The organism is Natrialba sp. INN-245, from assembly GCF_009807105.1.
Lineage (GTDB): Archaea > Halobacteriota > Halobacteria > Halobacteriales > Natrialbaceae > Natrarchaeobius > Natrarchaeobius swarupiae.
In genome coordinates this window covers 1-26,325 of sequence record NZ_WUBV01000059.1, presented here as the reverse complement: position 1 = coordinate 26,325, position 26,325 = coordinate 1, and the positions used below count along the sequence as shown (strand labels likewise).

Annotated in this window: 27 protein-coding genes; 7 read left to right on the top strand and 20 right to left on the bottom strand. The window is 64.1% G+C overall.

Annotated elements, in window-relative coordinates; genetic code table 11:
• The first annotated feature begins 83 nt into the window (after positions 1-83).
• Together GRS80_RS15400 and GRS80_RS15395 are read left to right on the top strand one after the other, a co-directional pair.
• Positions 84-926, top strand: a complete 843-nt coding sequence (locus GRS80_RS15400) for an aldo/keto reductase (protein ID WP_160048331.1) — start codon at positions 84-86, stop codon at positions 924-926.
• A 190-nt stretch (positions 927-1,116) separates the two neighbouring features.
• Positions 1,117-1,869 (top strand): hypothetical protein, encoded by a 753-nt coding sequence (locus GRS80_RS15395; protein WP_149082318.1) that lies wholly within the window; start codon positions 1,117-1,119, stop codon positions 1,867-1,869.
• A 66-nt stretch (positions 1,870-1,935) separates the two neighbouring features.
• On the opposite strand, the gene ugpC is transcribed toward GRS80_RS15395, so the two are convergent.
• From ugpC to GRS80_RS15375, 4 genes are all read right to left on the bottom strand, one after another.
• Positions 1,936-3,081, bottom strand: coding sequence for a sn-glycerol-3-phosphate ABC transporter ATP-binding protein UgpC (gene ugpC / locus GRS80_RS15390; protein ID WP_160048330.1), 1,146 nt, complete (start codon positions 3,079-3,081; stop codon positions 1,936-1,938).
• A 63-nt stretch (positions 3,082-3,144) separates the two neighbouring features.
• Positions 3,145-4,059 carry a carbohydrate ABC transporter permease gene (locus GRS80_RS15385; protein WP_160048329.1) on the bottom strand — a complete coding sequence of 305 codons (915 nt, stop codon included), beginning with the start codon at positions 4,057-4,059 and terminating at the stop codon, positions 3,145-3,147.
• Positions 4,059-5,069 (bottom strand): sugar ABC transporter permease, encoded by a 1,011-nt coding sequence (locus GRS80_RS15380; RefSeq protein WP_160048328.1) that lies wholly within the window; start codon positions 5,067-5,069, stop codon positions 4,059-4,061. Before GRS80_RS15380 ends, GRS80_RS15385 begins: the two co-directional genes overlap by 1 nt.
• Before the next feature lie 33 nt (positions 5,070-5,102).
• A complete protein-coding gene (locus GRS80_RS15375; protein ID WP_235019769.1) occupies positions 5,103-6,449 on the bottom strand; it encodes an ABC transporter substrate-binding protein in 1,347 nt (448 codons plus the stop codon).
• Between the two features lie 236 nt (positions 6,450-6,685).
• Here GRS80_RS15375 and GRS80_RS15370 point away from each other — a divergent pair, with 236 nt between their 5' ends.
• Complete coding sequence (locus GRS80_RS15370) at positions 6,686-7,318, top strand: DUF4013 domain-containing protein (protein ID WP_160048327.1); 633 nt, start codon at positions 6,686-6,688, stop codon at positions 7,316-7,318.
• Between the two features lie 12 nt (positions 7,319-7,330).
• On the opposite strand, the gene GRS80_RS15365 is transcribed toward GRS80_RS15370, so the two are convergent.
• The 8 genes from GRS80_RS15365 to GRS80_RS15330 all read right to left on the bottom strand — a co-directional run bounded on the left by GRS80_RS15365 (position 7,331) and on the right by GRS80_RS15330 (position 15,945).
• On the bottom strand, positions 7,331-8,302 hold the full coding sequence (locus tag GRS80_RS15365) for a phosphoadenosine phosphosulfate reductase family protein (protein WP_149083020.1): 972 nt from the start codon (positions 8,300-8,302) through the stop codon (positions 7,331-7,333).
• 348 nt (positions 8,303-8,650) lie between these two features.
• Complete coding sequence (gene wecB / locus GRS80_RS15360) at positions 8,651-9,760, bottom strand: UDP-N-acetylglucosamine 2-epimerase (non-hydrolyzing) (RefSeq protein WP_160048326.1); 1,110 nt, start codon at positions 9,758-9,760, stop codon at positions 8,651-8,653.
• Positions 9,761-10,380: 620 nt separating this feature from the next.
• Positions 10,381-10,962 carry a hypothetical protein gene (locus GRS80_RS15355; protein WP_160048325.1) on the bottom strand — a complete coding sequence of 194 codons (582 nt, stop codon included), beginning with the start codon at positions 10,960-10,962 and terminating at the stop codon, positions 10,381-10,383.
• A gap of 159 nt (positions 10,963-11,121) precedes the next feature.
• On the bottom strand, positions 11,122-11,466 hold the full coding sequence (locus GRS80_RS15350) for a glutaredoxin family protein (protein WP_160048324.1): 345 nt from the start codon (positions 11,464-11,466) through the stop codon (positions 11,122-11,124).
• Positions 11,467-11,589: 123 nt separating this feature from the next.
• Positions 11,590-13,206 carry a class I adenylate-forming enzyme family protein gene (locus GRS80_RS15345; protein WP_343161606.1) on the bottom strand — a complete coding sequence of 539 codons (1,617 nt, stop codon included), beginning with the start codon at positions 13,204-13,206 and terminating at the stop codon, positions 11,590-11,592.
• On the bottom strand, positions 13,206-14,294 hold the full coding sequence (locus GRS80_RS15340; RefSeq protein WP_160048323.1) for an o-succinylbenzoate synthase: 1,089 nt from the start codon (positions 14,292-14,294) through the stop codon (positions 13,206-13,208). Before GRS80_RS15340 ends, GRS80_RS15345 begins: the two co-directional genes overlap by 1 nt.
• Positions 14,291-15,235 carry a 1,4-dihydroxy-2-naphthoate polyprenyltransferase gene (locus GRS80_RS15335; RefSeq protein WP_149083014.1) on the bottom strand — a complete coding sequence of 315 codons (945 nt, stop codon included), beginning with the start codon at positions 15,233-15,235 and terminating at the stop codon, positions 14,291-14,293. Before GRS80_RS15335 ends, GRS80_RS15340 begins: the two co-directional genes overlap by 4 nt.
• 458 nt (positions 15,236-15,693) lie before the next feature.
• Positions 15,694-15,945, bottom strand: coding sequence for an MTH865 family protein (locus GRS80_RS15330; RefSeq protein ID WP_149083013.1), 252 nt, complete (start codon positions 15,943-15,945; stop codon positions 15,694-15,696).
• A gap of 140 nt (positions 15,946-16,085) precedes the next feature.
• Here GRS80_RS15330 and GRS80_RS15325 point away from each other — a divergent pair, with 140 nt between their 5' ends.
• Positions 16,086-16,475 carry a CopG family transcriptional regulator gene (locus GRS80_RS15325; protein ID WP_149083012.1) on the top strand — a complete coding sequence of 130 codons (390 nt, stop codon included), beginning with the start codon at positions 16,086-16,088 and terminating at the stop codon, positions 16,473-16,475.
• Between the two features lie 45 nt (positions 16,476-16,520).
• On the opposite strand, the gene GRS80_RS15320 is transcribed toward GRS80_RS15325, so the two are convergent.
• The 5 genes from GRS80_RS15320 to GRS80_RS15300 all read right to left on the bottom strand — a co-directional run bounded on the left by GRS80_RS15320 (position 16,521) and on the right by GRS80_RS15300 (position 21,684).
• The gene (locus GRS80_RS15320) at positions 16,521-18,224 is read right to left on the bottom strand and encodes a cobyric acid synthase (protein ID WP_160048322.1); all 1,704 of its coding nucleotides are present in this window, start codon (positions 18,222-18,224) and stop codon (positions 16,521-16,523) included.
• An 82-nt stretch (positions 18,225-18,306) separates the two neighbouring features.
• Complete coding sequence (locus GRS80_RS15315) at positions 18,307-18,519, bottom strand: hypothetical protein (RefSeq protein ID WP_160048321.1); 213 nt, start codon at positions 18,517-18,519, stop codon at positions 18,307-18,309.
• Between the two features lie 95 nt (positions 18,520-18,614).
• A complete protein-coding gene (locus GRS80_RS15310; RefSeq protein WP_235019768.1) occupies positions 18,615-20,135 on the bottom strand; it encodes a hypothetical protein in 1,521 nt (506 codons plus the stop codon).
• Positions 20,132-20,887 carry an ABC transporter ATP-binding protein gene (locus GRS80_RS15305; RefSeq protein WP_160048320.1) on the bottom strand — a complete coding sequence of 252 codons (756 nt, stop codon included), beginning with the start codon at positions 20,885-20,887 and terminating at the stop codon, positions 20,132-20,134. The genes GRS80_RS15310 and GRS80_RS15305 overlap by 4 nt, the downstream gene beginning before the upstream one ends.
• Positions 20,888-20,994: 107 nt before the next feature.
• Positions 20,995-21,684 (bottom strand): cob(I)yrinic acid a,c-diamide adenosyltransferase, encoded by a 690-nt coding sequence (locus GRS80_RS15300; protein ID WP_160048319.1) that lies wholly within the window; start codon positions 21,682-21,684, stop codon positions 20,995-20,997.
• A gap of 129 nt (positions 21,685-21,813) precedes the next feature.
• Between GRS80_RS15300 and GRS80_RS15295 the strand changes: the two genes are divergently transcribed.
• Positions 21,814-22,176 carry a helix-turn-helix domain-containing protein gene (locus GRS80_RS15295; protein ID WP_149083007.1) on the top strand — a complete coding sequence of 121 codons (363 nt, stop codon included), beginning with the start codon at positions 21,814-21,816 and terminating at the stop codon, positions 22,174-22,176.
• Positions 22,177-22,250: 74 nt separating this feature from the next.
• On the opposite strand, the gene msrA is transcribed toward GRS80_RS15295, so the two are convergent.
• Both msrA and GRS80_RS15285 read right to left on the bottom strand, forming a co-directional pair.
• Positions 22,251-22,784, bottom strand: coding sequence for a peptide-methionine (S)-S-oxide reductase MsrA (msrA, locus tag GRS80_RS15290; protein WP_160048318.1), 534 nt, complete (start codon positions 22,782-22,784; stop codon positions 22,251-22,253).
• A 79-nt stretch (positions 22,785-22,863) separates the two neighbouring features.
• Positions 22,864-23,526, bottom strand: coding sequence for a 2,5-diamino-6-(ribosylamino)-4(3H)-pyrimidinone 5'-phosphate reductase (locus GRS80_RS15285; RefSeq protein ID WP_160048317.1), 663 nt, complete (start codon positions 23,524-23,526; stop codon positions 22,864-22,866).
• Positions 23,527-23,863: 337 nt separating this feature from the next.
• Here GRS80_RS15285 and GRS80_RS15280 point away from each other — a divergent pair, with 337 nt between their 5' ends.
• Complete coding sequence (locus tag GRS80_RS15280) at positions 23,864-24,466, top strand: hypothetical protein (RefSeq protein WP_160048316.1); 603 nt, start codon at positions 23,864-23,866, stop codon at positions 24,464-24,466.
• A 38-nt stretch (positions 24,467-24,504) separates the two neighbouring features.
• A complete protein-coding gene (locus tag GRS80_RS15275; protein WP_160048315.1) occupies positions 24,505-24,966 on the top strand; it encodes a DUF4870 domain-containing protein in 462 nt (153 codons plus the stop codon).
• Between the two features lie 30 nt (positions 24,967-24,996).
• Here GRS80_RS15275 and sufD read toward each other — a convergent pair whose 3' ends face one another.
• Positions 24,997-26,211 carry a Fe-S cluster assembly protein SufD gene (gene sufD / locus GRS80_RS15270; RefSeq protein ID WP_160048314.1) on the bottom strand — a complete coding sequence of 405 codons (1,215 nt, stop codon included), beginning with the start codon at positions 26,209-26,211 and terminating at the stop codon, positions 24,997-24,999.
• Positions 26,212-26,325: the final 114 nt, after the last annotated feature.

The window sequence follows — 26,325 nt, the reverse complement described above, 5'->3', positions numbered from 1 at the left end:
TCGAGTTCTCGACGGTGACTTCGAACCCCGCTTCCTCACCCGCAACCCAAACCCATTTTCCCGCGCTGTCCGTTCGCTCGCATATGGTAACCGACGACACCGACGGGAACGCACCGGAATCGGCTCCGACCGCGAGCGACATACCGATGCTCGGGCTCGGAACCTGGCAGAACGAGGACCCCGGCCAGTGTGTCGAGAGCGTCCGAACGGCCCTCGAGATGGGGTACCGTCATATCGACACCGCACAAATTTACGACAACGAAGCGGCCGTCGGCGAGGGGATCGAACGGGCCGACGTCGACCGCGGGGACGTCGTCCTCGCGACGAAGATCTGGATCTCGAATCTGGCCCGCGAGGACGTCCTCAAGACGGCTCGCGAGAGCCTCGATCGCCTCGGCGTGGAGTATGTCGACGTGCTGTACGTCCACTGGCCCGCGCGGACGTACGATCCCGAGGAGACGCTGGAAGCGTTCACGGAACTCCACGAGGAGGGGCTGATCGAGAATGTCGGCGTGAGCAACTTCCTCCCCGAACAGGTAGCGGAGGCCACCGCGGTCAGCGACGTTCCGATCCTCGCCAATCAGATAGAACTCCATCCGCTGCTCCCACAGGACGACGTTCGGGAGGCGTGTGCGGCCCACGACATCGAAGTCGTCGCGTACTCCCCGCTCGCCCGCGGCGCGGTCTTCGACGAGCCAGTGCTCCAGGAGATCGCCGCCGATCACGGCGTCAGCGAGGCCCGGGTGAGTCTGGCGTGGCTCCGCGAGAAAGGCGTCATCGCGATTCCGAAAGCGACGTCCGAAGCGCACATCCGCGATAACTGGGGATCGCTCTCGCTCGAGCTTTCGGCCGACGAGATCAACGCCATCGACGCCATCGAGACGAACGAGCGACAAGTCGATCCTGGGTTCGCTCCCTGGAACTGAGTGCGAAGCCGATCGTGAATTCGAGGTCGTCGCCACGGTGGCGATCCCAGCAGAACGATCGACTTCACGTAGTATCCGGATAGCCGGCACAGTCACGACCTGTCTTCCGGTTTCCCTCTCGAGTTACCGACCTGTCGTTACTGAAGAAAGAGAAGGAAAGTTTACGGTACACCGGCAGTTTGGCTTGCGTATGTCAACCCACTCTCGGAGAGGTGGCGGAGGTGGGATCGTCGGCGCGATCAAAGCCGACCTCGCCCGGTTACATGGCGCGTGGATGGAACTCGTCTTTCCACGCCAGCGTGGCCGTGGCCACTCCGTCATGGGCAAGTGGAAGCCCGAAACGCTCCCACAGAAGATCGGCTACTACGCCTGGAGTACGTTCGGGACGCTGGGCTTGCTCTTTCTGTATCCGCTGACGGTTCTCGGATTCGCGACCCGCTTTTACGCGGTGAAACTCGACTCGACACAGGCGCGACTCGGCATCGTCGGTGTCACCGGAATCGCGGTACTCGCCTGGGGGACGTTGACCGTCGTCGCCCACTTTCAACTCCCGTGGGACGAGTTTCTCGCCATCGCCGCGGCGAGTGGTGCCGCGGTCGTCTCGACCGCACTCGCGGCCACGTTCTCGAAGGTCGGCGGCCGCGGAACGTCGGTCCTGCTCGCGTACCCGTTCGCGATGACGGCGCTGTTTCTCCCGCCCGTCGTCGCCGCGCTCGTCACGCCAGCACTTCAGCCGTACGTACTCGATCCCAGCTACGAGTTCGCGATCTGGATCCTCGACAACGTGTTGTTCGTCGCCGGCCTCAACGAGTGGCTACGGGCCAACTTCACGCTCGAGGGCGCGGCCTACGCCGCGATGTGGGTCGGCATCTCGTTTCCCGTCGGCTGGTTCCTCGGAATTCCGATCGCACTCGCCGACCTCGTTCGACCGTCCGAGGAGTAACACCGTTTGACGCTCTCAGAGCGGATCTTCTTCGAACCTGTCGAGTTCCGTGATCGTTCGAACCGTTCAGATCCGCGACTCGAGCAACGTCGCCTCGTCGTCGATCTCCCGGCTGTGTAACGCGACTCCGGACTCCCGGTCGAAGACGTGAATCGCCGATTCGGGAAACCGAGCGATGTAGTGGGTTCCCTCCTCGATCCGTCGCATCCCGTCGGTCGTCACGTTGAACTGTGAGTCGTTCTCGTCGGTTCGAAAGCCCGCCAGAAGGTTGTTCTCGTTGCCCATCGGTTCGACGACGTCGACGCGAACGGGGAAGTCGTGTGCCGTCTCGCGTGCGTCGAGGACCTCGATATCCTCCGGCCGAATGCCGAGAACCAGCGTGTCGTGTCCAGCCAGTTCCGACCGGATCGACGAGGAAAGCGGATACTCGAAGCCGGCACCGACGAGTCGGTCGTCCTCGAGGCTGACGTCGAAGAAGTTCATCGACGGCTCGCCGATGAAGCCAGCGACGAAGAGATTTTTCGGCCGATGATAACACTCGAGGGGAGTTGCGACCTGCTGGAGTTCGCCGTCGTCGAGGATGGCGATCCGGTCACCCATCGTCATCGCCTCGGTCTGGTCGTGGGTGACGTAGACGGTCGTCACGCCGAGGTCGTGCTGGAGGCGTTGAAGCTCCATTCGCATGCCCGACCGGAGTTTGGCGTCGAGATTGCTGAGTGGTTCGTCCATCAAGAAGACGGCCGGATCGCGGACGATCGCCCGTCCCAGCGCGACGCGCTGTTGCTGGCCGCCCGATAACTCGCCCGGCTTGCGCTCGAGGAGGTCGTCGATCTCGAGCATCGTCGCGGTTTCCTCGACCCGTTCGTTCATCGTCTCGGTGTCGAGGGTCGTCGACTCCTCGAGACCGAAGCGCATGTTCTCGCGGACGGTCATATGCGGGTACAGCGCGTAGCTCTGGAACACCATGGCGATCTCCCGCTGTTGGGCCGGCACGTCGTTGACGACGTCGCCGTCGATCGCGATCCGTCCGTCCGAGATCGTCTCGAGGCCGGCGATCATCCGGAGTGTGGTCGACTTGCCACACCCCGAGGGCCCAACGAGGACGAGAAATTCGCCGTCGTCAATCTCGATCGAGACGTCGTCGACCGCGACGATGACGTCGCCGCCGTCGTCGAAGCGCTTCGTCACTCCGTCGAGTGTGAGTTTAGCCATGGATATCTTCGGGTTCGTTTGCCTGTCCGTTCGTTCTCGAGTGCCAAATCGTCTGGTGTCGGATCATGATGCGCCTGTGATTCCTTTCGCGAACTGTCGGCCGAAGATGACGTAGATGATGATCGTCGGCAAGGCGGCGATGAACGCGCCGGCCATCTGGATGTTGTACTCCTGTGCCATCGATCCCTGTAACTCGTTTAGCGACTGGGTGACGACGTAGCTCGACCGCGAGGTGACCAACACCAGCGCGAACAGCAGGTCGTTCCAGACCTGCGTGAACTGGTATATCAGCGTCACCGCGAACATCGGGAGCGACAGCGGCAGGACGATCCGCTTGTAGATGCCGAACGCGTTGGCACCGTCTATCTTCGCTGCCTCGATCATCTCGTCGTCTAACGTCTTGTAGTACGACCGAAAGAGGATCGTACAGATCGGGATCCCGTAGGCGGTGTGGGTGACCGTCAACTCGAGCAGGTCGGCCTGATTCGCGAGAAACGGTGCAAACGAGAGGAGGCCGGCGAGATCGACCGCGGACCAGAACTGCCGAAGCGGAACCAGCACCGACTGGTACGGCAGGAACACACCCGCGAGGAAGATCACGAGGATACCGATCTGGCCGCGCCAGGACAGCTTCGTCAATCCGTAAGCCGCGAGACTGCCGAGCGTCGCCGAGAGGATCGTCGCCGGAACGACGAACATCGCGCTGTTGATCAGCCCACCCTGCATCGCGGCGAACGCGAGTTCCCACGGCTCGACGGTGAACCACTCCGGCGTTGGTGGGGTCACCGGGGTGGTCTCGACGAATCCGGTTTGCGTCTTGAAGGCGGTCGTCAGCCCGGCCCACAGCGGCGAGAGATAAAAGCCGATGAGGCCGGCGAGGACGACGTACAACGCGACGCGTTGTGCATCGACGGTCTCGATCGTCTCCGGGAGACGGCCCTCGCCTGTGCCGGCGTCGGTCGGTTCGGCGGTCGTCATCAGAGATCACCTCGTTTGTACTGCAGGTACAGGTAGGGGGCGACGACCGAGAGCGCCATCAGGAAGAGGACGGTCGCGATGGCAGCTCCGTAGGCCCACTGGGTTCGCGAGAAGGCGACGCGGAACATCATCACCGCGAGGATGTCCGCGGAGCGACCGGGGTTGTCCCCGAACATGACGAAGATGAAGTCGAACGCCTTCAGCGCGAACACCATCAACACGACCGCCGCGGAGGTCGTCGACGCGCTCAACTGCGGGACGATCACGCGCCAGTACATCGGGAGCGAACTCGCGCCGTCGACTTTCGCCGCCTCGTAGTGTTCGTCCGGAATCGCCCGCAAGCCGGCGAGGTAGACGACCATCGCGTAGCCGCTGAACTGCCACGTGAGCGCGAAGATGATCGCCGCCAGCCTCGTCCGCGGATCGCCGATCCAGTTCAGCGCGAGAACGTCCAGCCCGATCACACTCAGGACGACGTTGATCGTCCCCGTACTCGGATTGTACATCCATGACCAGAAAATCGCCGTCACGACGAACGATAACGCCATCGGCAACAGGTAGATCGTCCGGAACGTATTCTCGAAGCGGATGTTCTGATCGACCAGAATTGCGAGGACGAGTCCGATCGCGAGCGAGACCACGGTGAAGGCGATCAACAAGACGATCGTGTTCCGAAACGCCGCCCAGAACGACGGATCGTCCGGCATCTGGGTGTACATCTCGAGCGTGAGATTCGTGTAGTTGGGCTGACCCAGGCCGCTCCAGTCGGTCAGCGAGATGAGGAGATTCCAGCCGACCGCGCCGTAAACGAACCAGCCCATCAACAGCGCCGGCGGCAGCCAGAACGGGATCGCCTGGATCGCGTCGCTGTGTCTCAATCGGGCGAGCCTCCCTCGTCGCTCCGGCTTCGCCGTCCCGCCGTCGGTCACCACGCTGTCGCCGTCGCTCGAGTCACCGTCGGCCGATGGTCGTTTCTCACGCCGCCGGACACGCGCGAGTAACCGATCCATATCGAATACCATGACGAATTCGGGAGGCGTCGCCTAGAAGATGGCGACGAGGTTTTCCGTCGTCTCGTCGGGGTCCCAGTTGTCCGTAAAGACCGCGAACTCCTCTTCGACCTCGCTCGCCAGGGCGGGCTCTAAGCCGCTTCCATGCGAGACCGAGGTGATCTGGGCGTCGGACGCCTCGAAGTCCGCCATCTGGTCCTGCAGGAACGGCGGGAACTCGTCGGTCGGGACGTCGGTTCGTGGCGGAATCGACCCCTTGTTCGGGTTGAATCGCTCCTGGGCGTCGATCGTCGAACAGTAGTTGATAAACGCCTCCGTCGCCGCCGGCGAGGGGTTGTTCGTTGGCATGACGAACGAGTCCATCACCAGCGTGTAGACGTCCTCGGTACCGGGAACTGCCATGTACTCCCAGTCCTCGCCGTACTCGAAGTCATCCGCCGCCTGATACTCGCCGGCGGCCCAGTCGCCGTTGTGGTGGAACGCGGCGTCGCCGGTGATGACGTCGGCGTTGGCTTCGTCCCAGGCGACCGTGCCAGCGTCCTCGTTGAAGTACTCCTGTGAGTCGGCGACGAGGGCGAGCGAGTCGTTGATCTCGTCCTCGAGATCGGCGGCGTTGCCGTCGAGGAACTCCTGGTACGTATCTGCACCGTGCTGGCCGGTGAAGATCACTTCCCAGAACTGGAGGATACCCCACGGCTCCTGGGTCTGTTGGGCGAGACCGACGTAGCCGGCGTCCTCGGCGGTTGCGAAGGCGTCGACGAGACCCTCGGGACTGTCGATCGCGTCGACGTCGATACCGGCGTCCTCGACGACCTCGACGTTGTAGAAGACGTTGTTCAGCCGGTGGATGTTGATCGGAACCGAGACGATGTCGCCTTCGGGACTGGCCGCGTCGACGACACCCTCGAGGTAGGCGTCGTGAGCGTCGTCCTCCCAGAGATCGCCGACCGGCTCGAGCGCATCGGCGTCGGTGTACGGACGGAGCGCCTCGCCGGGCCAGATTTGGAACGTACTCGGCGGATCCTCGTCGATGACGCGGGTCTGGATCGCCGCGTCGATCGCCGCACCCGCACCGCCGGGTGCGGGATTGTCCTCGATCTCGTAGTCGGGATACTCCTCCTGGTAGCCGTCCAGCAACGCGTTTAACGCTTGCTCCTCCCCGCCGGCGGTCCACCAGTGGACGATCTCGAGTTCGCCTTCGCCGGCGTCCCCGTTTCCGGTATCGTCAGTACCGACATCGCCGTTCCCGTCTCCGTTTCCGTCGTCGATCTCCTCGTCCTCTGCACATCCTGCGAAGGCAACCGCACCAGCTGCCGCGGTGCCCTGAAGGTATCGTCGTCGTGAAAGTCGGTTGTCCTTCCCCATGGGTATTGCTTCCATTTCACGTTGGTTGGAGACTCATATAAGATTGTTGTATTTACTCTGCTACGAGTAGTTATATATTTTATACGGTTGGTAAACAGACACGTACTCGAATCGACTCGTCGTTCGAGCGAACGAATTCGTCGACGAACGATTCTTCGCGGGCGTCGACATCGACGGAGTGACTCTGTTTCGCCTGCCGTCGTGGTCAGACACCGAACAGTATAACAAGCCGGGAGTGACCAGAGTTCGTCATGAGAGAGGCGCTCGGCTACCCGACTCGGGGCGAACACGCCGAAAAAGCCCTGCTCTCGGCGTGGCTCTGCGTTCTCGTACACTCGATCGTGATCCCGGTCGTAACGCTCGTTCCGCTGCTTGGCTACGCCGCGACGATCCTCGCGGACGAGAACGACGAACCACCGTCGTTTCTCGAGCGCGCACTCGTGGGCCGGAGTCTCGGAGCGACGGTACTCGTCGTCGGTTACGGCGTCGTTCCCGTCGGGACCGCACTCGTCGCGATCCTGTTGTTGACGGGCGGCGACCAGCCGCCGACGGACGCCGACGCCCTCTTCGTTCTCGTCGGGTCGACCGCGGTCCTGGCCATGCTCGCCGCGTACGCGTACCTCGTACCGATCGCACTCGCGAACTACGTTCGAGCCGGCTCGCTCCGTGCGGGATGTACGGGGCTCGGAGCGGTAGCCGGCGATGCCGTCTACTTCGTCGGCTGGGCGTCGGGAGCGATTGTGCTCCTCGTCGGTGTCGGCATCGCGGGAGCGTTCGTCGATCTCGGCGGCATATTCGCCGTCGTCGGCTCGTTCGTCGGTGCCTACGCGGCTCTCATTGCCAGCCGACGGGTCGGTCGCGGATACGCCGCCGCGACGGAGTAAACCCGCTGGTGACTACATGTAACCGAGGTCGCGCAGTCGCTCCATCAGGTCCTCTTTGTCCTGGGCGCGGCCGGCACGCTCGGTCGTTCCCTCGAGATCCTGCAGCCACGCGGGATCTTCGTCGCTCTTTTCCGTGCTGATCTCACTGCCGAGCGACCGGAACCCGGCGAAGTACTTCGGGGAGACGGGGATGTCGTCTTGAGTTAGATCGTTCGGCAGGTCGTCGTCGCTCTGGGGGACGTAGCCGCCGTCGGGGAACTCCGCGACGGTGTCGGGGACGACGAAGTTCCAGAACGCCTCCCACACCGCGGCCTCGTCGAACTGGAGGATCGGTTGGACCCGATCGTGGGGCGGGTAGATGTCCGGATCGTGTCGCGGGGAGAAAAACGTCTCGTCCGCGCGGGCCTCCTGTTCGTCCCAGCGGACGCCCGAGATGACGCCGTCGACGTCGTACTCCTCCAAGGCGTCGTTGAGCGCGACCGTCTTCAGCAGGTGGTTGCCCGCGTAGGTGTCGAGCAGGAACGGGAACGTCTCTTCTTCGTACTCGAGGATGTTCTCGACGTGGTGGCGGTTGTGGTCGCCGAGTTCGTCGACGGGGATGTCGTCGCCGGGCTCGAGGTCGTTCTCGCCGACGTACTGGCCGATGTCTTCGTTGCGCGCGTAGATCACGTCGAGATCCCACTCGTCGGCCCACCGGTCGACGAAGTCGTGGATCGCGTCGAAGTGCTGGTAGTGGTCGATGAAGATCGCCGGCGGGACCTCGAGGTCGTACTGCTCTGCAACCTCTTTCACGAAGTAGAGCACGAGCGTCGAGTCCTTCCCGCCGGTCCACATGACGGCCGGATTCTCGTACTGCTCGAGTCCGTCCCGCGTGACCTCGATCGCCTTCTCGATCTTGTCGTTGATGTGTTGGTAGTCGACCGGGTCCTCGCCGTCGCCGTCGTCGTAGTCGACGTCGACGTACTCTGGAAAGTTCGTTGGCATCGTCGTGTAATTAGATATAATTACCATATTTAAACCGTTTGGGAGACCGGAAACCTCTGACGGAAGCTGAGATCGGGCACGGCCAGCGGTGACGCCGTTGCTCCAGACTGCTCGAGTGTTCGAACGGCCGGCTGACTCCCGTCGCCGAACGCCTCGAGCCGTCTCGAGGGCGTTTTCCCGTCGGCCGTTTGGGAATCTGTTACAGCCGTCGTGTGAGCGGATGGCGTAGAGTCATCGAATCGGGATTGGAATCGCCGAGACAGGTCTCGGCGATATTGGTGACTACCGAAATGAACATATCTCTGAGAGACCGAAGCCGCCGGTCGAATCGATCAATCGTGTCGCCGATCAGTCGAGCGTCGGCGCTTCGAACGGTCGCTCGGGTTCGTCCACGTCGAGACCGCGCTGGAGCAGGCGGACGATCCGGTCAGCCGCGGTTCCGTCCCCGTAGGGGTGTGGGGTCGATTCCGGCGTCCAGTCCTCGCGAAGCCCCGCACGAATCGCGTCAGGATCGGCACCAACGAGTCTGTTCCACCCGCAGTCGACGGTCTCGACCCACTCGGTCTCCGCCCGCAGCGTGAGACAGCGCGTGCCGAGGAAGAACGCCTCCTTCTGAACGCCGCCGGAATCCGTCGCGACGCGCTCGGCGGCGTCGAGCAGTCGGACGAAGTCGAGATAGCCCTGGGGTTCGATCACCTCGAGTTCGTCCGTCGCACGAGCCCAGAGTCCATACTCCCGCAGACGACCGACCGTTCGTGGGTGTGCGGGGAAGACGACAGGAAGCGGTGCGTCGGCGAGTCCGTCAAGGATCGACGCGAGCGTCGATCGATCGTCGGTGTTTCCGGCGCGGTGGACCGTCGCCAGAACGAACTCGTTCTCGCTGACCTCGAGATCGTCGAGGATCGTCGACCGGCGTCGCGATCGCTCCCGCGCGTCGAGGATTGCGTCGTACATGACGTCGCCGGTCCAGTGAACGCCCGCCGTAATTCCCTCGTTCTCGAGGTTTGCTACCGCGGCCTCGCTCGGCGCGAAACAGAGCTCCGAGGCGTGGTCGGTCAGCACCCGGTTTACCTCCTCGGGCATCTCCCAGTTGTCGCTTCGCAGTCCCGCCTCGACGTGTGCGACGGTGACGTCGCGTTTCGAGCCGACGATCGCCCCCGCGAGCGTCGAGTTGGTATCGCCGTAGAGCAACAGGACGTCGGGCCGGGTTTCTTCGACGACTGGCTCGAGTGCCGCGATCATCTTCGCCGTCTGGCGGCCGTGGGTGTCCGACTCGACGCCGAGATGGTACTCCGGCTCCGGAATGTCGAGTTCGTCGAAGAAGACGTCGGAAAGTTCCTCGTCGTAGTGTTGGCCCGTGTGAACGAGGATCTCCTCGCCGGCCTCGCGGAGTTTCCGCGAGACGACCGCCGCTTTGACGAACTGCGGGCGAGCACCGACGATCGAACATACTCGCATCAGCGGCTCCACCTCCGACTCTCGACACCGTGGATCCCCGCCTCACTGGTCAACCGTAATGCCGTGTCCGCGGACAGCCCGCTCACGGTCACGGACGCGTTCCGATCCACCTCGAACGCTGAAACGGCGGGACCGACTCGGCGATTGGAGGGCAAAGAGCGGTCAGAGCGGAGACGCCACACGCGCGATCACCTCGTAGTTCATGGCAGTCACCCGTTCTAGAACGGAGTATATCGTTATCTGGCTGTTACCCGAACGTTCGCGTCGACGACACGCTTTTCGGGTCGACGGGGTCACGAAACCGACACAGATGCGCCGCCGCCGGTGAAAATGGTGGCGATACTGACGACTCTCACCGACGCGATGATAGCACGTACGCGTCGTAGTAGTCGGTTCCGTCGATTCGTTAGGCGGTCGTTCCACCGTCTCCGGCGGCGTTACGTACCTCTTTCTCGTAGGAATCGTCTCGGTTTCTCGTCCGCCCTCGAGCCGTGCGCTGTCGGCTATTGCTTTGGCAAGCCTGCACTGCAGGGTCGAATTCGATGGTGTGGTTCGATTCGGCCCTGCAGTCGACGCTCGAGGCTGGTCGACTGAGATGGCGACCGGGAAGAAGTAGCCGATTAGTCGGTGATGAACTTGTTGTCCCGCCAGTTGACTCCGGAATCGCCGGAGCCGTGATCGCGGGGGCCCTCGACGACTTCGATGTTTGCGGGACGTGGCTCTCCCTCGACGATCCGGGTCGCCTCGAGGTCGCCGTCGTGTTCGGAGATTGCCGTCAGCGTTCCTTTCTCGGCGGCTTCGGCGATCTCACAGAGGACGAGGAACATCTCGTACTGGAGCAACGAGTTCTGGAGAACGGTCTCGCGGTCGCCTTTGAACGCCGCGAACTCGACGAGTTCGGACTCGATCTCGTCTTCTTCTTCTTCGTCCCAGCGGAAGGAGTTTCGTCGCTCGTCGGGATCTTCTTCGTACACCCTGTTTTCGGTGACGCTGGCTTTGAGCTGTGCGCTCGGGGTGTACTTGCTGACCGACTGGTCCTCGGCGACCGCTTTGAGAATGAGCGTGTTGTTTCGCCGCGTGATCTCCACGTCGTCGATCCCGTCTGGGAACGCCGCCTCGTCGATATGCTCGCGAAGATCTTCGAGCGGCAGTTCGAGCGTCGAGTGCAACCGATATACGTGTCTGGAATCCTCTGTTGACATAGTGGGGAAGGTGTGCGACGACAGCGTTCGTACTCCCAGTACGGGCGCGTGACTTATATGATCTGCTATTAACTACGTGTCCTTCCCCTCCGGATAAATTCAACACTGCCGCTCGGGGAGGTTTTCTTCGAGCGCGGGAGACTGCGACGGCGCGAATCGTTACTCGGCGTCGAGCGTCTCGGCCAGTTCGTCGCGCTCCTCGAGTTCCGCGAGAATATCCGATCCGCCGACGAACTCACCGTCGACGAACGTCTGTGGGATCGTCTCCCAGCCGCTGTGTTCCTCGAGGGCCACGCGATACTCGTCGAGGGACTCGAGAACGTCGACCGTCTCGTACTCGTCGCGGTACTGGTCGATCAACCCGAGCGCGCGCCGGGAGTAGCCACACTGGGGCATCAGTTCCGTCCCCTTCATGAAGAGGACGACGTCGTTGTCCGCGAGTACCGATTCGACCTGTTCGTCGACCTCCTCCTGATCGAGGCCCTGGTTCGGTGGGAAGTCCATGTCTACCCATAGGACCGTCGACGGGATAGGCCTTACCTTGTCGCACATCGCTGTCCACGTTACCATCACTAGTCTCGATACCGTCACAGATGATCGGGGGTTCGCCAGTATCGAGTGACCGTATCAGGACCGATCCGTCACGTCGATACCGTCCGCGAGCAGTCTCTTACGCACTGCAGTCCGGTCGACCGTTCCCGACGGCGTCCGCGGGAGCGACTCGACGACGGCGACCGTCTTCGGTCGTTTGAAGCCCGCGAGGCGATCAACGCAATGATCGAGTACTGCGTGGACATCGAACTCGTCGGTGCCAGCGGCCGGCACGACGAGCGCCGAGACGCGCTCGCCCCACACCTCGTCTTCGACCCCGACGACCGCCGCGTCGTCGACGCTCGGGTGGGCTCGAAGCGCGTCGACCACTTCGCCGGGATCGACGTTCTCGCCGCCCGTAACGATCCGATCGCTCCTGCGGTTGAGAACCCACAGCCGGCCGCCGTCGTCCCTGTAGCCGACGTCGCCGGTGTGAAGGCCCCTCTCGGAGAACGCACCCTCGGTGTGGGCCGACTCGAGGTACCCTGGCGTCACCGTCGGCCCCGAGACGACGAGTTCACCCGCTTCCCCCGCGGTGACGGGTGTTCCCTCGTCGTCGACGATCGAGACGTCGGTAGTGACGAGCGGCCGGCCGACCGTCCCCTCGTGTTCGACCGTCTCCTCGGGCGTCGCGGTCGCGATCTGTGAGGCCGTCTCGGTCATGCCGTAGGTCGGGTGGACCGGAACGCCGGCTTCGCGACAGCGCTCGAGCAGGTCGTCGGTCGCCGGCGCACCGCCCAGCAGGACGAATCGAAGTGAGTCCGACGGCCGCCAGTCGTCCTCGAGCAGCCGTTTGCACATCGTCGGGACGAGCGAGACGCCGGTGATTCCGTACTCGTCGATAACGCGGGCGGTTGTGTCGGGTGAGAACGGCCGCTGGATCACGACCGTCGTCCCGTAGAGTACGGACCGAACGACGGGCGCCAGCCCGCCCATGTGATACATCGGGAGACAGCACAGCCACCGATCGGCGGGATCGACGCCGAGGCGGAACGCGGAGGCCGTCGCGCTAGCGACGAGGTTACCGACCGTCAGGCACACGCCCTTCGGCTCCCCGGACGTCCCCGACGTGAACATGATCAGGTGGGTTCGGTCGCACTCGAGGGGAACCGGCGTTACTTTCCCGTCGCCACGACCGCTCGCTCTCGAGGCGGCGTCCGCGCCCCTGTCTGCCTCGAGCGCCGACCGAATCGACGGTACTGCCTCGCGCTCTGACTCGTCGACGGAGACGACAGAGCAGTCTGCGACCTCGAGTGCGAGCGATTCGGTCGCCGACTCGCAGACGATCGCGTCCAGATCGGTCCGTGCGACTTTCGACTCGAGTTCCGTGGCGGTCTCGCGGACGTTCAACGGAACGACCGCGACGCCACGGCGCATGGCGGCGAAGTAGACCGCGGCGAACGCGACGCGGGTGTCCATCAGTACGCCGAGTCGGTCCTCGGGTTCGAACGATCCGGATTCGCTCGACTGTGCGATCGCACCCTCGAGGTCGCAGACGACACGGTCGACACACCGGTCGAACTCGGCGTACGTCCACTCCGTTCTTGGGTCGGAGTCGCGGCCCTCGACGGCGACGACCGCCCTCGCATCGGGACTCGTCGAGGCACGATGCGAGAGGAGATCCCGCGTCGGCCACTCGAGCGATCCCGCGATCACGTTTCCAACACCCCGTCGATACCCAGCCCTTTCGCCTGCGGAACGACGGCCGCCCCGTTCTCGATCAAGACGGGGTCCCGGCCGAGGTCCTCGGCGAGCAACTCGGCAGTCGCGAGCCCGCAGGCGGGGATGCCGGGAATCGATGCCGCGAGGTGGATCGCTCCAGTGCGCGCGACGACGCCGTCGATCGTCGTCGTCACGATCGGCGTCAACCCGAGTTCGGTCACCCAGACCGCCATCTTTCGCGCCACGTCGATCCCGCCGAGCGCCATTGGTTTCAAGACGACGGCGTCGGCCGCTCCTGCCTCACAGATCGCGTCGACGCCGTGTTCGAGCACCCCCTCGTCTACGGCGATCATCACGCCGTCGCTTCGCGCCCGGAGCGCGGCGTGGCCCTCGAGTGCGCCGGCCGGAAGCGGTTGCTCGAGCACCGAGAGTCCAATCTCGTCGAACGCCTCGAGGGCGGTCTCGGCCTCCTCGAAGGTCCAGGCCTCGTTGGCGTCCGCACGGAGTGTCACGCCGCTTCCGGTCGCCTCGTCGGCCCGGCGAACCCGTTCGACGTCCTCCTCGACGCTCCGGATCCCCACTTTCAGCTTGCAGGTCCCGAACCCACGGTCAGCGGCCTCACGAGTGTCGGCGGCGGTCTCAGACGGGGAACCGTCCCCGACCGTCGCGTTTACCGGCACGCGGCCGACCATCGGTCCCCGTCCGAGATACTGGTACAGCGGCGTCGCCTCTCGCCTGGCCTGGAGGTCGGCGAGCGCGAGCGAGACCGCGTGTCGGGCCGCGACCTGGCGGTCGACCGCCTCGAGGGCGGCGCTCGGACCGCCGCTGCGGATCGCCTCGCGCGCTCGCTCGAGAGCCGCCTCGCAGTCCGAGACGGACTCGGTCCAGCCGGCGAGCGGAGTCGCCTCGCCGTAGCCAACGGTCGCATCGGCGGGTTTCCCGCCGTCTCCGTTACCGTAGCCGACGACTTTGACCAGAAATCCGTCCCGACTCTCGATTCGACCGTCGGCGGTCTCGAGCGGCGACGACAGCGGGAGCGAGAACGGACGGGACTCGAGAGCGAGTGTGGCGTCGGTCATGCAATCACCAGCCCGACCGCGAACAACAGCGCGTAGATCGCCAGGAGCTTGCCGGTCGCCTCGAGTGCGGGGTTGAGTGCTTCACCGTCGGTTTTCGTTAGGATGGTCCGTGCGACCACCGCTGCGTAGGGGACGGAGACGAGCGGGAGCACGACACCGAGACCGAAGCCCTCGAGCCAGAACCAGACCGGAACGAGGTACGCCAACACGAGCAGGGCGACGTACTCGACGCGGCTCCAGCGGTAGCCGAGCCGAACTGCGAGCGTTCGTTTGCCGGCTTCGGCGTCGGTCTCCTTGTCGCGAACGTTGTTGACGACGATAATACAGGTCGAAATAGCCGCGATCGGGAGGCTGGCACCGAACGCCTCGAGGGTGATCGTACCGCCTGGAGCCGTTGTCGGGAATGCACCGACGGGAGCGACAGCCGCAGCCTGCACGTAGAAGGTACCCATCACGGCGACGATCCCGAAGAAGACGAAGACGAACAGATCGCCGAGTCCGTGGTAGCCAAGCGGGTACGGCCCGCCGGTGTAGGCCCAGCCACAGAGGACGCTCACGAGTCCGATCACGAGAATCGGAAGCCCGCCGACGTAGACGAGGTAGGTCCCCGAGAGTATCGCGAGCCCGAACGTGACGATCGTCGCGAGTTTGACCCGCTCGGCGGAGATGATCCCCGCTTGCGTGACGCGGGTAAACCCCTCTCTGTCGTCGGTATCGGCACCCTTGATCGCGTCGTAGTAGTCGTTCGCGAAGTTCGTTCCTACCTGGATAAGAGCCGCACCGACGAACGCCATCAGCGCCGGCAACGGCGCGAAGACGCCCTCGGCCATCGCGAGACCCGTTCCGACGATGACCGGTGCAGCGGCCGCCGGCAACGTCTGCGGCCGGGCGGCCATCACCCAGGCCTTCGTCCGTGACATCTCGACCTCGGCCGTACTCATCGTTCGAGTGTCCGACTCGAGAGAGTGTCAACGTTGGCATTGCGGGCGCACACGACTGGCCTTTCGCGCGCTCGAGATCCCCTCGTGATACGGTTTACTGTCCCGATGGTCCGGCGAACCTGCAGACTGGTCGCGGCTTCGGCGGTACTGATAGGGGTTATCGTAGCCTACCGAGGGTCTCGAAACCGGACCTTCGGCACTGTCTCTCGGTTCTCCAGCGAGAAACTCTGAACTTCTACGATAACCCCTATAACTGACAGGAAACCGTATGAGACGAAACTCGGTTCCTGATCTAACCGGTCGCACAGCTATCGTGCGATCGAGCCTGCACCGGCGGTCAGTGATAAGGGTTACCCTCGGAGTCCACCGTTCCCTCGGGAAGACCCAAGAGATATCGCTGACGGCCAGGTCCTGGGATCGTCGAGTCGCGACGTTACTCCCTATGAGTACGCCAGAGGCTACAGTTCGCCCTGTTCGCTGAGATCCTCGATGATGTCGTCGACGAACGTCTCGACGTCGTCGTAGGGAAAATCACCGCCGGAGGTCTTCGTATTCAGTTCCATCGCCGTCATCGAGAAGTCGCCGGACTCGAACGTCGTCCCCGGTCCATCCGGGAGCGCGGGTACGAGATCCATCGGACTCGAGATCGGGTAGTCGGCACCTTCGAACGCGTCGATCATCTGGTCACGGAGTTCGTCTTCGTCTGTCATCGCGTCACTCACTTTCCCCCGATAAATAATAAATTTGTAGGTAGTTGGAACAGCGTTCGTCGTCATCGCCGGTATCGAATGTAGGTAGGCTGGAGTATTCTCCGAAACAATAATTAATGCGCGGTGTGGAATCTGGGCACATGGCGAAAGATACCGTCAGATACCCGGACGAGGTCGTCGAAGAGATCGACGCGCTCGTCGACGACGGTATGTTCGAGAGCAAATCCGAATTCTACCGCTTCTCCGCGGAGTACGTCCTCTCGTTGATCAACCCCGAACACGACGTCAAGACCTTCAACTTCGACGAGATCAAGACCGAACTCGATATCTCCGAGTCAGACCACGCACGAGCGCTCGGCACCGACGGCGGCACCTTCTTTCTCGACGCCGTGATCACCGTCCGGAAACAGGGATTACGGGGCAACTACGAGGCTGCCGAACGGTTCATCGACACCCACTACGACGCGACCGACCAGGAGTGTATCATCTTAGAGGAGTTGCTCGGAACGTACCGAGAACGGCCCGAGTGACTGCCCGTCGAACTCGGATCCTCCCCAGTGGTCGGCGTGCACTCGCTACTTGGTAGCGAACGGTTCGCCCAGCGTCTCGAGGTCGAGATGCTCGCCGACGAGCCTCGCCGCTCGAGCGTACGGCGTTCGATCGCCCGACTCGCGGTCGGTGGGCTCCGCAAAACCCACGCCGTGTGGACGCTCGACCCCTGCCTCGGCCGCGACACACTCGAGGAACGCCTTCCGGACGGCATCGTCGTCGAACAGGCCATGGAGATACGTCCCGAGAACGTTCCCGCGCGCCGCACTCGAATCGCCAAGCGGACGGGAGATGTCCGCACCATCGAGAACCCGCGTCCGGCCGGCGTGAATCTCGTATCCCGGCGCGGTTCCGTCGGCTCCCGCGAGCAGCGGCGTCGCAGCTCCGTCGACCGGAACGGTGGTGCGTTCGAGCCGTTTCGCCGATCCGAACCTAGTCTCGACCGGGAGGAGGCCGATTCCGTCGACCGTTTCCGCGTCTCCGGTCCCCTCGAGGGAGGCGTTCGTGATCCGCTCGCCGAGCATCTGGTAGCCCCCACAGAGGCCGACGACCGGACCGTCGAACGCCCGGAGGCGGTCGGCGAATCCCGACGCGTACAGCGCGTCCAGGTCGTCGACCGTGTTCTTTGTCCCGGGGATCACGACCGCGTCCGCGCCGACCCCCTCGAGCGGGTCGTCCCTGCCGGGAGGGTCGATCGACGTTCCTCCCCGTTCGTCTGCGTCCCCTCGACGGACCGGGACGAAGACCACCGAGACGCCCGGCTCGGCCGCGAGCGCCTCGAGGTCCGTCGCGTTCGAGAGCCGCGGGAGTCGGGGAACGGCGATCGTGATTCGTCGGTCGTCGGGGACCTCGTCGTCGTCGCCGAGAACCCCGCCGGTGTCGGCGTCCGGGAGGGCGACGCTGTCCTCCTCGGGAAGTCCCGGATCGTCGTACGGGAGGACGCCGACGATCGGAACGCCGGTTTTCGATTCGATCTCCGCGATTCCGGGCTCGAGCAACGTCGGGTCGCCCCGGAACTTCGTGATGGCCGCGCCGACCACTCGGTCGCGAATCCCCTCCGGCAGCAACTCGAGGGTACCATAGAGGCTCGCGAACGCGCCGCCGCGTTCGATGTCCACCAGAAGGAGAATGTCGGCGTCGGCGAAGCGGGCAGTCTCGACGTTCGCCAGATCCCTGTCGTGGAGGTTGATCTCGGCGATGCTCCCCGCCCCCTCGGCGACGATCACGTCGTTGTCCGCCGCGAGTCGTCGGAAAGCCGCTTCGGCGGCCTCTCGAGCATCCTCCCAGTGATCATCGTAGTACGCCCCCGCCGAGAGGTGATCGCGGGCCACGCCGTCGATCACCAGCTGGCTCTCGCCGTCGCCGCGCGGTTTCAACAGGACGGGATTGCAGTCGGTCGTCGGCGTCGTCCGCGCCGCTCGAGCCTGGACGAACTGGGAGACGCCGATCTCACCCCAGCAGTCACTCGCGGATTTCCGCCGTTCGGGGCCGTTCGGGGGCTCTCGACTCTCGGGGCTGCTCGGTCCCCCACGTCGCCCGGAACCGTCGCCGTCGTCTCCGTCGCCTGGTCGATCGGGGCGGACGACGACTCGAGCGTTGTTGCTCATGTTCTGTGCTTTAAATGGTGCGACGGCGACGCCGCGGTCGGCGAGCAGGCGACAGAGGCCGGCGGCGACGGTCGACTTCCCGACGTGACTCGCCGTGCCGGCGACGAGGAGGGTCCGGGCCATTCGCGTGACTGTACTCGCGGGGCCTCGAGTATCGGCCTATCGGTTCGGCCGAACGTCCGACACCGCTGTCTGCGGATCGACGCTACTCTTCGTCGTCCTCGCGTTCCGGCGGGTCGCCGCCCTCGAAGACCACCTCCTCGCCGGGGTGGGGCTCGATGTGGCTCAGGATCTCGTGTGGCACGTAGCCGATGTTGTACCCCTGTGCGTCGTGGAGGACGATCCCTTCGTCGTACTCGCGGAAGTCGAAACAGTTGATCTCCTCGTAGGCGTTTCCGGGTTTGTAGACGACTTTCATACAGGCCTCGTCGACACATCGCCCGTTCGCGCTGTGGCTTGCAGGTGAAAGGGATTTTCAGGATCGGTAACTGGATGCGCTGTGACGGGAGTCCGTTACCCCTCGAGGTGGCGTCGCTCCCACCGGGGACCCGCGCGACTCGAGAGGGCGACCCCGACGCCGGCGAAGCCGAGACCCGCGATGACGAGGACGCCGGCGACGGTCGGCGACGGTGGAACGACGACGAAGCCGGCGACCAGCGTCGGGACGAGCGCGACGGCGACGCCAGCGGTGAACGTCGCGAACCGGACGGCGTCGAAGAGGAACTCGTTGGGCGAGAAGCCGGCGAGGTAGACGGTGAGCCCGTAGTAGTACAACGCGTAGCCGCCGAGCAGCGCCGCGCCCACGACCGCGTCGAGAAGCGTCGCCTCGAACCAGACGACCGCAGCGAGGTAAGGGACGCCGACAGTGGGAACGGCGACGAGGACGAACGCCGTCCGTTTGGCCCGAAACACGGCCTCGACGGAGACGGGGTAGACGAGATACGACTCGAGGGAATCGAACTCGGTGAGCCAGTTGTAGGTCGTAAACGCCGAGAGACCGAGGACGCCGCCGAAGAAGATTCCGGGCGCCGGCTCGATGCCCGTGATCGCTGCGACGACGCCGACGAGCGCGGCCACGAGTGCGAGCAGGATGCCCGCCGAGACGAACGGTTTCCAGACGCCGCCGGACGACCGCGAGAGGTCGAGGAGCGTCTTCGCGACCAGCGCCTCGTTGCCGACCGGGAGTACGTCGTGTAGCCTGGCGAATCGGTCGCTCGCCGTCCGCGTCGGTCGAGCGTAGGTCGGATCGTACGCCCAGAGCGCCGCCGTCGAGACGGCGATCGTCGTCACGGCGACCGCGAGCGCCTCGAGGGCGGCGGTCGGAACGAGGAACCGCCCGACATGACCGCCGACGCCGGCGACCCACGCGCCCGCCGCGACGACGCCGATTCCAGCCAGAACGAGCCGGATCGGGACCCCACGACTCCGGGCGGCCACCAGTGCGACGGTGACTGCCATCCCGAACGCGAAGACCAGCGAGAGCGAGAGCCAGTAGCCGAGGACGGCGACCGGAACGGCGACGAGCGCCGATTCCGAACCCACGGCCAACGGACCGGATACGACCGGTGAGTCCGCTCCTCTCGCGAGTGGGACGGCACCCATCGCCATGGGTAACAGGATGACGGCCGCGTAGAACATGCCGTCTTTCAGGAGAAAGATCGCGAGCAGTCGCGTACGCGAAAGCGGGAGCGTCGTAGCCGTCGAGAGCACGAGCGAGAGCCGCCCGAACACGTTCTCGAGCATGTCCGACCCCGCAAACGCCGCGGTTCCGCTGTAGAGCCCGAAGCCGAGTGCGAGGACGTGACCCCAGCGAGCTACCGTCCCGGCGGCGGTGCCGGTCTCCGTGAGCGCGACCGACGCGGCGACCGCGAACCCGGCGACGACGACCGGAAAGAGCCCGAACCGCCAGCCGCCGAACAGCCGCGTGTGGAGCCGCCACTCCTCGCGGGCGAGCGTCGTAAACAGTGTCCAGTTCGGCACAGAGTGGGATCCGCCCTGCTCCCGCCCGGCGGTCGTGCCGTCGCCTGCCGTCATGGGTGAACCCGGTCGGCCGCAGGGAGATCGCGAGCACCGGCCTCGTCGACGTGGGCGAGGAAGACATCGAGCAACGATCCGTCGTCGACCCCGTCCTCGAGCGGGCGCTCGGCGACGATTTCGCCGTCGACGACGATGCCGACGCGGGAGCAGATCGACTCCGCGACGCCGATGTTGTGCGTCGAGACGAAGACGGCGTTGTCGTCGGCCGCATACTCGAGGAGGAACCGCTTGACCTGCTCCTGGACGAGCGGGTCGAGATTCGCCAGCGGTTCGTCGATGAGGACGACCTCGGGTTCGTGGACGAACGCCTGTGCGATCATCACCTTCTGCTGTTGACCCCGTGAGAGATCCGTATGAAGCGTCTCGAGTTTGTTCCGGAAGCCGAGTCGATCCGCCCACAGCTCGGTGCGTTCCGCGACGAGCTCGGGATCGAGGTCTCGAACGATCCCGACGAACTCGAGGTACTCCCGCGGCGTGAGGAAACTCGGCGGTGAGCCCTGCTCGGGCAGGATGCCGACCCGGCTCCGCGTCTCGAGGGGATCGTCGGTCGGATCCGTCCCGAGGACGCTGATCGTGCCGCTATCCGGCCGGATCTGGCCGGTCAGTGCACGAATGGTCGTCGTCTTCCCGGCCCCGTTCGGCCCCAGAAAGCCGAACAACTCCCCGCGTTCGACCGCAAAGTCCATTCCGTCGACCGCCTGGACGGTGCCGTACGACTTCTCCACGTCGTCTACCCGGATGACGGTCATCGACTCGAACTGTTGTCAAGGCCTGGTAATAACTGTGCCGACGGGCCGGCCATCGCTGAACCCGTGGCCGTCGACCGGCTTCGTCGTGGCGTCGACTCAGGCGAGGCTCAGTACTCCGTCCCCCGCCGCGCCCGCTGGCCGTCCTCGATCGGGTGTTTCTCCTTGCGGACGTTCGTGATCAGGTCGACCCGATCCTCGAGGTACGTCGGTTTCTCGTGGCTTCCGGAGAAGACGAGTTCGAGATCGTCCGGCTTCGCGTCGATCAACTCGAGGACGTCCTCCTCGTCGAGCAGTCCGCGGTCCGCGGCGTACAGCACTTCGTCGAGGACGAGCATGTGCACCCCGTCCTCGGGAGGCGCGTCGAGGTCGATCGGTTCATCGAGGGCTGCCTGCTCGGCGGCCGCGAGCAGTTCCTGGGCGCGCTCGAGCCCCGCCTGTGCCTGTCGTTCGTGGTCAGCTTCGTCGCTGCCGTCGGCCATCCCGTGCCAGCCGTAGTGGCCGAGGTTCTCGTAGCTGATCCCCGGCAGCGCGTCGATCGCGTTGTACTCGCCCCGGACCGCCTCGACACTCGAGGCACCGCCTTTCATGAACTGCAACACGTGAACGCGGTAGCCGTGACCGGCGGCGCGCATCCCCATGCCGAGCGTCGCGGTCGTCTTCCCCTTCCCGTCGCCCCACCAGACCTGGACGAGGCCGAACTCCTCCGGCGCGGCGGGTTCGATGCGTTTCGGTTCGGGCGACCGGCCCTTACCAGGCGTGTCCTCGAGGGTCGAATCCGGCGATTGATCGTCGTCCATGCGCGTCCAGTCGAGGCGATCGACCATGTAGCTGTCCGATCGTGATCCAACCGGAGTGGTGACGTCTCGACGATACACCCCCGGACCAAACGGCTCTTTAGGGACCGACCCTAACTCGTTCGCACCGCTATGACACCCGACCGCTCCGTCGACGACTCGCCGGAGTTCGAGTCGGTAGCCGCCGCCCTGGACGATGGGGACTGTCGTCAGATCGTCTCCGTACTCGAGGAGCCGATGACCGTCGACGAGATCGCCACTCGAGCGGAGCTTCCACTCTCATCGACCTACCGAAAACTCGACCAGCTGACGAACGCCGGACTCGTCGACGAAGCCGCAGACGGCCGCCGCGGCCGGAATCGCAAATCCCGATACGTCGTTACGTTCGAGCGGATCGGCATCGAACTCGACGACGACCGGGAGTTTCGAGTCAGTGTCGAGCGAGCGAAAGACCACCTGTTGGCGCTCTGGTCCGAGGTTCGCCGAGAAGTGTAGGCCGTGTCGGAAAAACTGGTTCCGGACCTCGACCGTCGAGGAGACAGCAAACCACCAGTGCCTTCGGGCAGTCGCTACTGGTCGGGAGCGACGTTCTCGGCGAACCGGTCCCGAACTTTCTCGACTTTCGGCGCTGCGTGCATCCGACAGTAGGCGTCGGTCGGATTCTTCTCGAAGTAGTTCTGGTGGTACTCCTCGGCCTCGTAGAACGTCTCGAGCGGTTCGATCCCGGTGACGATCCCCTCGTAGACGCCCTCGGCCTCGAGTTCGTCGACGAACGCCGCTGCGGTCTCGAGTTGGTCGTCGTCGTGGGCGTAGATCGCCGAGCGGTACTGCGAACCGACGTCGGGACCCTCGCGGTTCAGCGTCGTTGGATCGTGGATCGTAAAGAAGACCTCGAGAAGGTCCGCGTAGGCGATCCGGCCGGGATCGTACTCGAGCTGGACGACCTCCGCATGGCCCGTTCGGCCGGAACAGACCGCCTCGTACGTCGGATCTTCCGTCTCGCCGCCCGCGTAGCCGGAGGTGACCGACTCCACGCCCTCGAGTTCCTCGAAAGCCGCCTCGACACACCAGAAACAGCCGCCGCCGAACGTCGCGAGTTCCATGGTCGAATCTACGGCCCGCGCGAGGAAAGATGTGACGGGAGAATCCGATTGGTCGACGAGAAGCGATGAACGGTCTCGGTTAGCCGTCGGCTCGCCAGATGAGCAACGCGCCGTCGTCGACGCGCTCGAGCGACTCGAGAGAGAGCGTCGGAAACTCCGCGACGAAGCCGTCGCCGTCGACCAGCGTCGGCGCGTCGCGCCCGCCGATCACCGTCGGGCCGACGAACACCCGAAGCTCGTCGACCAGCCCGGCTTCGAACAGCGAGAAGATGAGTTCGCCGCCACCCTCGACCATGATCCGTTCGAGGCCAGCCGCCTCGAGCGCCGCAAACGCACGCAGGAGATCGACGCGGTCCTCACCCGCAGTCACCAGCTCCGCACGGTCTGCGAGATCCATCCGCCGGTCGACCGGTGCGGCCTCGCTCAGACAGACGTACGTCGACGCGGCGTCGTCGACGATTGCAGCGTCGGTCGGCGTCCGCCCCGTCGAGTCGACGACGATGCGGGCCGGCTGTTCGGGATCGCCCTGCTCGCGTCGGCGCTCGCACAACTGCTCTTCTTTGACGGTGAGACTCGGATCGTCCGCCAGGACGGTGCCGACGCCGACGACGACGGCGTCGCTGTCGGCCCGGAGCCGATCGACGCGGGCGAAGTCCTCCTCGCCGCTGATCGCGATCTGTTCGCGACGCCTCGAGGAGAGCTTGCCGTCCGCGCTCGTGGCCGCGTTGACGACGACATGCATAGGGAGGTCTCCGTGGTGAATCCTAAAGAAAACTGGCTTCTGGATCGTTGTGGTCGTCGTTCGAACAAACCGACTGGCGATGGATCCTCGAGTGAGTGCAAAACGCCGGTCAGTACCAGTACCACGTGTGCTCACTGCACTAGGTCCGCTCGACCGACAGTCTTGTCAAAGATAGTATACGGTACTCCGTGTCAAAACCGGTCGTCGGCCGACTCCTCCGCCCGTTTCGTCGATGAACGGTTTCGATGAACAGTTTACGGGCGCGAATCCGGGTTTGGTGTCCACCAAATCGGGAGCGGGATTTACGGTGTCGTCTCCGAAACGAGTTCTCGAAGCGATGACGGCCCTCCCCGACTGGATCGACGACCGACTCGATCCCGAATTGGACAAGAAACTTACCCAGCGCCACGTCGTCGAGACGATGCTCAACTCCGGACGTCCGTTCCTCTCGGCCCAGCAGATCCGCGCCCGCGTCGACCCGGACGTAACCAAAGAGACGGTCCGAAACCGGCTCAACGAACTCCGGAGCATCGACGTCGTCGCTGCGGAGACGTATCCCGAGTCGATCACGCTGTACTACGTCGACCACCCGGAATCGAACTGGCCGCTGTCACCGGAAGACCGGCGAAAACTCGCTCACGAGACGCCCCTCGAGACGCTATCGCTGGGCGATTTCGTTCGGCTTCGCAACCCAGCGGGGATCAGAACGTTGGTGCTCGCGGGCTTCCAGTTGAGTCTGTTGTTGTTCTGTCTGGGAGCGATCGCGGCCGTTCTCGGGATCGATCCGACGGTCGGGAGCGAGAATGGCCTCTGGGAGGCGGCGGGAAACCTCTTTCTCGCCTGCTTGCTGTTGCTGTTTGCGGAGCGTGCCGCGCGTAAAATCCGTGCCGACGGACTGGAGGGATTGCTCCCCGTCGGCCGAAGAGCCCCAGCTGAGTAACGAACGAACCAGTACACCAGTTACGAACAAGATTACCGATGACAACCGAACGAGACGTCCCGAACGCCGCATCGTCGACCGATCCCGGACCGGCGCTCCTCTCGGAGCGACCGCTGCTTGGAGTCTTCGTCCACGTGATCGGTCTGTTGACCGGAATCGTGGGTCCGGGGATCCTCTATCTGGTCTCCGACCGGGAGTTTACCCGCACCAACGCTCGAAACGTCTTCAACTGGCAACTGTTGGTTTTCACTGCATTTCTGGTGGTGATGGCGTCCGTCTTCGGCTGGATTCTCGTCGTCGAGTGGACGCCGATTCCTGACGTTCTCGCGCTGGGGTGGTTCCTGCTCATCTTCGTCGCGATGCTCGGGCTCGTGATCGTTACGCTTCTGAACCTGATCTTTCCCCTGGTCGCGACCGCGAAGGCGATCTTCGGTGACGCGTGGACGTACCCGCTCACACCGGATTTCCTCGCGTGGATCGCCTCGTACGTGGATCGATAACGGCAAAACGAGAACCGAACCGGGGGTCCGCTACGCTCGAGTTCGAAGCCGCGCGGCGACCAGGTCTTCGAGGTCCTCACGCAGTTCGTCGACGGCGATTTCCTCTAAGACGGGCACGAAGAACCCCTCGACGAGCATGTTGCGCGCTTGTCGGTCCGGGATTCCGCGAGAGGTCATATAGAGCAAGTCCTCCTGGTCAATCTGGCCGACAGTTGCGGAGTGGCTGGCTTCGGTGTCGTGGTTGTTGATTATCAGCTTCGGCGAGGCGTCGGCCTCGGACTCGTCTGAGAGCATCAGCGTATTCTCGCGCTGGTAAGAGCTGGTGTCCCAGGCCTCACGACCGACGTCCTGGACGCCCTCGTAGACCGACCGGGCGACGTCGTCGGTGACGCCGCGGGTCACGAGATCCGCGGTGGTGTGCTCGGCGCGGTGCCAGACCTTCGCGTCGATGTCGAAGTGCTGGTCCTCGTGACCGTAGAAGGCCCCGACGATCTGCGTCTCGGAGCTGTCGCCGTTGAGTTCGGTCTCGACGCCGGACTTGGTTAACTGGGTGCCAAGATTGACCTCGATCCAGTCGATCGTGGCGTACGTCTCGGCGTTACCGCGTTTGAGCGCGAAGTTGTAGGCGTCCTTCGAGAGGTTCTGAAGGCTGCCGTACTGGACGTTGCTGTTCTCGCCGGCGACGATCTCGACGATACCGCTGTAGTACTGTTCGTCTTGCTGTTTACCGGTGGACTGGCGCTCGAGGATCGTCACGGAACTCGACTCCTCGGTGACGACGAGCGTGTAGTTGAACAGCGAGCGGGAGTTTTGCTCGGTTCGGATGGTGACGTCCTCGGCGTCGACTCCTTCGGGGACGTAGACGACGGTTCCGGTGCTAAACAGCGCCGTCGAGAGTGCAGTGAGGTAGTTCTCCTGGGGATCAACGATGCTCCCGAAGTGGTCCTCGATGAGGTCTTCGTGCTCCTGAACTGCGTCGGACCACGGGAGGACGTCGACCTCGTCGGGACCGACCTGATCCTTGTTCTCCGCTGCGTTCAGCGGGTCCACGAGCGACTCGAAGTCGAGGTCGTGGAGGTTCGTCCAGTCCCGACCCGGCGTCCGAATGACGTCGGGCATGTCGAGGTCCTCGAGGGCCTCGAGGGCCTCGAGACGGGTCTCTAAGAGCCACTCGGGTTCGTCTAACTCGCCCGAAATTTGGCGTACCTGTTCTGCCGTCAGATTGGCGTGTAGCTGCGTGCTCATATCAGATCTCGGGATTATCCGAGACTTCCCTCCATCTCGAGTTCGATCAAGCGATTCAGTTCGACCGCGTACTCGATGGGCAGTTCCTCCGTGATCGGCTCGATGAAGCCGGCG

Excerpts from the sequence above, each read along its gene's own strand:
- GRS80_RS15315 (WP_160048321.1), bottom strand. The coding sequence starts at position 18,519 with ATGAAAGTCGTCTACAAACCCGGAAACGCCTACGAGGAGATCAACTGT.
- GRS80_RS15335 (WP_149083014.1), bottom strand. The coding sequence starts at position 15,235 with ATGAGTACGGCCGAGGTCGAGATGTCACGGACGAAGGCCTGGGTGATG.
- GRS80_RS15340 (WP_160048323.1), bottom strand. The coding sequence starts at position 14,294 with ATGACCGACGCCACACTCGCTCTCGAGTCCCGTCCGTTCTCGCTCCCG.
- GRS80_RS15355 (WP_160048325.1), bottom strand. The coding sequence starts at position 10,962 with ATGTCAACAGAGGATTCCAGACACGTATATCGGTTGCACTCGACGCTC.
- GRS80_RS15375 (WP_235019769.1), bottom strand. The coding sequence starts at position 6,449 with ATGGAAGCAATACCCATGGGGAAGGACAACCGACTTTCACGACGACGA.
- GRS80_RS15350 (WP_160048324.1), bottom strand. The coding sequence starts at position 11,466 with ATGGACTTCCCACCGAACCAGGGCCTCGATCAGGAGGAGGTCGACGAA.
- GRS80_RS15395 (WP_149082318.1), top strand. The coding sequence starts at position 1,117 with ATGTCAACCCACTCTCGGAGAGGTGGCGGAGGTGGGATCGTCGGCGCG.
- msrA (WP_160048318.1), bottom strand. The coding sequence starts at position 22,784 with ATGGAACTCGCGACGTTCGGCGGCGGCTGTTTCTGGTGTGTCGAGGCG.
- GRS80_RS15295 (WP_149083007.1), top strand. The coding sequence starts at position 21,814 with ATGACACCCGACCGCTCCGTCGACGACTCGCCGGAGTTCGAGTCGGTA.
- GRS80_RS15285 (WP_160048317.1), bottom strand. The coding sequence starts at position 23,526 with ATGCATGTCGTCGTCAACGCGGCCACGAGCGCGGACGGCAAGCTCTCC.
- GRS80_RS15330 (WP_149083013.1), bottom strand. The coding sequence starts at position 15,945 with ATGACAGACGAAGACGAACTCCGTGACCAGATGATCGACGCGTTCGAA.
- GRS80_RS15310 (WP_235019768.1), bottom strand. The coding sequence starts at position 20,135 with ATGACGGCAGGCGACGGCACGACCGCCGGGCGGGAGCAGGGCGGATCC.
- ugpC (WP_160048330.1), bottom strand. The coding sequence starts at position 3,081 with ATGGCTAAACTCACACTCGACGGAGTGACGAAGCGCTTCGACGACGGC.
- GRS80_RS15380 (WP_160048328.1), bottom strand. The coding sequence starts at position 5,069 with ATGGATCGGTTACTCGCGCGTGTCCGGCGGCGTGAGAAACGACCATCG.
- GRS80_RS15370 (WP_160048327.1), top strand. The coding sequence starts at position 6,686 with ATGAGAGAGGCGCTCGGCTACCCGACTCGGGGCGAACACGCCGAAAAA.
- GRS80_RS15320 (WP_160048322.1), bottom strand. The coding sequence starts at position 18,224 with ATGGCCCGGACCCTCCTCGTCGCCGGCACGGCGAGTCACGTCGGGAAG.
- GRS80_RS15300 (WP_160048319.1), bottom strand. The coding sequence starts at position 21,684 with ATGGACGACGATCAATCGCCGGATTCGACCCTCGAGGACACGCCTGGT.
- sufD (WP_160048314.1), bottom strand. The coding sequence starts at position 26,211 with ATGAGCACGCAGCTACACGCCAATCTGACGGCAGAACAGGTACGCCAA.
- GRS80_RS15305 (WP_160048320.1), bottom strand. The coding sequence starts at position 20,887 with ATGACCGTCATCCGGGTAGACGACGTGGAGAAGTCGTACGGCACCGTC.
- GRS80_RS15385 (WP_160048329.1), bottom strand. The coding sequence starts at position 4,059 with ATGACGACCGCCGAACCGACCGACGCCGGCACAGGCGAGGGCCGTCTC.
- GRS80_RS15365 (WP_149083020.1), bottom strand. The coding sequence starts at position 8,302 with ATGCCAACGAACTTTCCAGAGTACGTCGACGTCGACTACGACGACGGC.
- wecB (WP_160048326.1), bottom strand. The coding sequence starts at position 9,760 with ATGCGAGTATGTTCGATCGTCGGTGCTCGCCCGCAGTTCGTCAAAGCG.
- GRS80_RS15400 (WP_160048331.1), top strand. The coding sequence starts at position 84 with ATGGTAACCGACGACACCGACGGGAACGCACCGGAATCGGCTCCGACC.
- GRS80_RS15275 (WP_160048315.1), top strand. The coding sequence starts at position 24,505 with ATGACAACCGAACGAGACGTCCCGAACGCCGCATCGTCGACCGATCCC.
- GRS80_RS15325 (WP_149083012.1), top strand. The coding sequence starts at position 16,086 with ATGGCGAAAGATACCGTCAGATACCCGGACGAGGTCGTCGAAGAGATC.
- GRS80_RS15280 (WP_160048316.1), top strand. The coding sequence starts at position 23,864 with ATGACGGCCCTCCCCGACTGGATCGACGACCGACTCGATCCCGAATTG.